General features: G+C 57.0%; 3 protein-coding genes. All 3 read right to left on the reverse strand.

Going from position 1 to position 3300, the window contains the following annotated elements; all coding sequences use genetic code 11:
• Positions 1 to 38: 38 nt before the first annotated feature.
• On the reverse strand, positions 39 to 1370 hold the full coding sequence (locus VMU57_RS19985; RefSeq protein ID WP_325386647.1) for a hypothetical protein: 1332 nt from the start codon (positions 1368 to 1370) through the stop codon (positions 39 to 41).
• A 100-nt stretch (positions 1371 to 1470) separates the two neighbouring features.
• Positions 1471 to 2871 (reverse strand): sigma-54 dependent transcriptional regulator, encoded by a 1401-nt coding sequence (locus VMU57_RS19990; RefSeq protein WP_325386649.1) that lies wholly within the window; start codon positions 2869 to 2871, stop codon positions 1471 to 1473.
• A partial coding sequence (locus VMU57_RS19995) for an ATP-binding protein (RefSeq protein WP_325386651.1) occupies positions 2868 to 3300 on the reverse strand: 433 nt, incomplete at its 5' end. The genes VMU57_RS19995 and VMU57_RS19990, both read right to left, overlap by 4 nt.

The raw sequence follows: 3300 nt of genomic DNA on the forward strand, positions 1-3300 counted from the left end.
GCCATCGTGAGAATTGTCTTGTGCATTTCAGTCTCTCCTTACCACATGTACCGGATATCGAGCTTGAACAATTTGTCGGTCGTGCCTACCAGCGCAACCGGGTCGCCATCGTGCTCCTGATTGAACGTGCCGCGCAATACAACGTTGCCCAATGAAGTAAGCGCCTGTTCTCCGCCGATGCCCCAGGCCTGGGTGATCATGCGTGGTTGGGGTGCGATGTCTTCGCTTGCACGGTCATATCTCGCCATGACGGCGGTGCCGGGTTTGAAGTAGTAATCCACCTCGCCGCGGTAGCCGTTCGCAATGTAATGTGAGGCAGGGCCGGTCTGCTGCCACTCCCAGTCATCCTCGCTCCGCATGTAGCCGCCCAGGATATCCAGCTTGTCGAAGAACAGATAATTCGCAAAGACGCCTGCCCGCCAGATGTCGGAACGGTAGGTGAATTCATTGCTGGCGCCAGCATTCTGTATCTGATCTTTGGACCCGCGGTACATCATCACTGTGACGCCGCCATCGGGACCAAACCAGTAGTCGGCATCGGCCCACACGTCTTTGGCGTTCTTGGTGGACCCGCTCATAATCTCGCTGCCGTCTGCATTCAATCCATTGGTCACCTTTGCCGAAACGGCAAAGATGTTTTTGAAGTAGTTCGAGGCATGCGTATATCCCACGTCTACCCCAACCGGATGCTGATCAAGCGAGAAGTTAAGGGGATCGACATTGGAGAGTGTGAATGAGGGGTCGGGAAAGAGGTTATAGAACATGGCCGCGCGTGTTCCCTCTCCTTCCTGCATGTGCATTTCGCCGACCTTGACGAAATAATTGCTGTTGGCCCGGCCGCCCGTGTACACGCCAAAGCCTTGTTCCAGATCGCTCTGTCCGTCCTGATAGAGTTCGTAGTGCGCGAAGTAGGAGAAGCCTGTCAACGGAATGGTTGAGGCGTCAAACAACGCCGCTTCATCCAGGTTGAAGCTGGAACAGGAGGCGGACTGCTGCGTGTCGCTGGGGCACGACGTGGTGGGAGAGGCGGAGGTGACGGATCCCGGGTCAGCTACCGTTTTGTCCTCAGTGAAGCTGGCCTGCATGATCAGCGCCATACTATTGGTGAGGCTGAATCTGATGTCCTTATCCAGCGCGCTAACTTTGGGCGCAGCTTTCGAGCCGTCCATCTCGTCCGGCGGCATCCGGTAGCCGAGGCGCTTGAACATGTAGCCGTTCTTGTTCAGCGCGGGGGGAATGGTGTGGCAGGTGTAGCACTTGACGCCAAATTTCCGGGCAAACGCTGGAATCGCGTTCCCAGGTTGGGGCATCAGCATGACGAAGCAAAACAATGCCAGGGCCGTCTTCAGGCCTGGAGTCAAGACTTTCATGTGTAGGGCTCCTGCATTTCCCTAAGGCACGCCTGAGACCAGAATGAATATCTTTTATTCGCAATTGCTTACGGCCTCTGCTTCGAGATTGGTGGGGATTTTATTCCCCGTTCTCTGCTTCATGCTGGGGAGCGGATTCCCCAACTTGCTGGTCTTTCTCCCGGTTCAAAAGTGCGTAAAAGGTCTTCCTATCGACGCCGGCTTCTCGGGCGGCCGCACTGACATTGCCGCCACAACGGGTTAAGACAGCGTGCGCGTAGGAAGTTTCAAAGCTCGACAGATACTGTTCCCGGGCATCCTTCCAGGGAAGGGACGATAGGCTGCTGACGGCTTCCACCTTCGGAGTATCCTCTTCGAGGTCCTCCGGTCCCAGCACGCCCCCGGGATGCAAGGCAGTGAGCCGTTCCATCACGTTCTTGAGTTGGCGCACATTGCCGGGCCAGCGCTCGCGAAGCAGCGCCTCGTAGAACCCGGGCGAAGCGGAGAGACTTTTTCCGTAGCGACGGGAGAATCGTTCCAGGAAGAATCGGGCCAGATGCTGGATGTCCTCTGGCCGTTCGCGCAAGGGCGGAATTTTTACCGTAACCACGCTCAGCCGGTAGTAGAGCTCCTCGCGAAAGGTTCCTGCCTTGATTTTGGCAAGCAGGTCCTGGTTGGTGGCACACAAGATGCGGCACTCGACACGTACTGGAGTCAAACCACCGAGCCGCCGCAACACCCGCTCTTCAACAAAGCGAAACAGGCGCGTTTGCAACTCCACCCCCAGGTCTCCGATTTCATCCAGGAACAGCGTGCCTCCGTCCGCGGATTCGATCAGCCCCTTTTTGGTGCGATCCGCGCCGGTAAAGGCGCCGCGCTCGTAGCCGAACAACTCGCTTTCAATCAGCGATCCCGGCATGGCGCTGCACTCCACTGGCACGAACGGGCCGTCCTTTCGACGGCTCTGCTGATGGATAAATCGCGCCATGACCTCTTTGCCTGTGCCGCTTTCTCCCAGAATCATGACCGTTGCGTCGGTTGCAGCGGCGCGACGACATTTTTCCATCTGATCCAGCATCGCGGCACTGCGGGATTGCGCAGCATCTGCCTCGCCGAGCGCCTCCAGGCGATCCTTCAGAGTTTCGACTTCGTGCTTCAGCGAGGTATGGGAGAGGGCTCGCTTCACCACTAGGAGAAGATCCTCTCGCTTGAAAGGCTTCTGCAAATAGTCGAATGCGCCGTTGCGCATTGCCAAAACAGCGCCTTCAACAGATCCAAATGCGGTGAGGAAGACGATCGGAAGTCCTGGATGGACCTCGTGCAGGCGAGCAAAAACTTCTTCGCCTGACATCTGCGGCATGCGAATGTCGAGTAGAACCAGGTCCGGCGGGTTGGCCATACATTCGGCCAGTCCAATTTTCGGGTCGGTAAACGTGGAGACGGCTGTTGCCGAAGAGCGCAACATCCGTTGGATGTTTTCTCCCAGGGCCGCTTCATCGTCGATGACATAAATGCGGCTCATTCGGTTGCTCCTCCGACAAACCAATGATACGGTTGGCCACGCGTAAAACGCGCCGGGGGCAGCTCAACGACAAAGCTGGCGCCGCCGTCGTTTCTCGTCTCATAACGAATTCGGCCATCGTACATATCCAACAAACTGGCGGCGAGAAACAATCCCAGACCCAGTCTTTCGCGACCGGCGCCACTTGAGACAAATGGCTCGAAAAGATGTTCACGAATAGTTTCTGGCACTCCGGGTCCGTTGTCTTCAATCTTCAACACGACCTTCGCGCCAGCGGTTCGATACGGCTCTATCCGCGCCCAGATGATGGCGTCCTCACGCCCTTCCAGCGCATGCAGCGCATTGTTCAACAAGCCACGGACCACTTCGCCGACAACGTGTTCCGGAACATCCACGCGAGGAGCTTCGGCAATCTCCTCCACCAGTCTT

Source organism: Edaphobacter sp. (assembly GCF_035532915.1).
GTDB lineage: Bacteria > Acidobacteriota > Terriglobia > Terriglobales > Acidobacteriaceae > Edaphobacter.

Coding starts and splice junctions, on each gene's coding strand:
- VMU57_RS19985 (WP_325386647.1), bottom strand. CDS start 1,370: ATGAAAGTCTTGACTCCAGGCCTGAAGACGGCCCTGGCATTGTTTTGC.
- VMU57_RS19990 (WP_325386649.1), bottom strand. CDS start 2,871: ATGAGCCGCATTTATGTCATCGACGATGAAGCGGCCCTGGGAGAAAAC.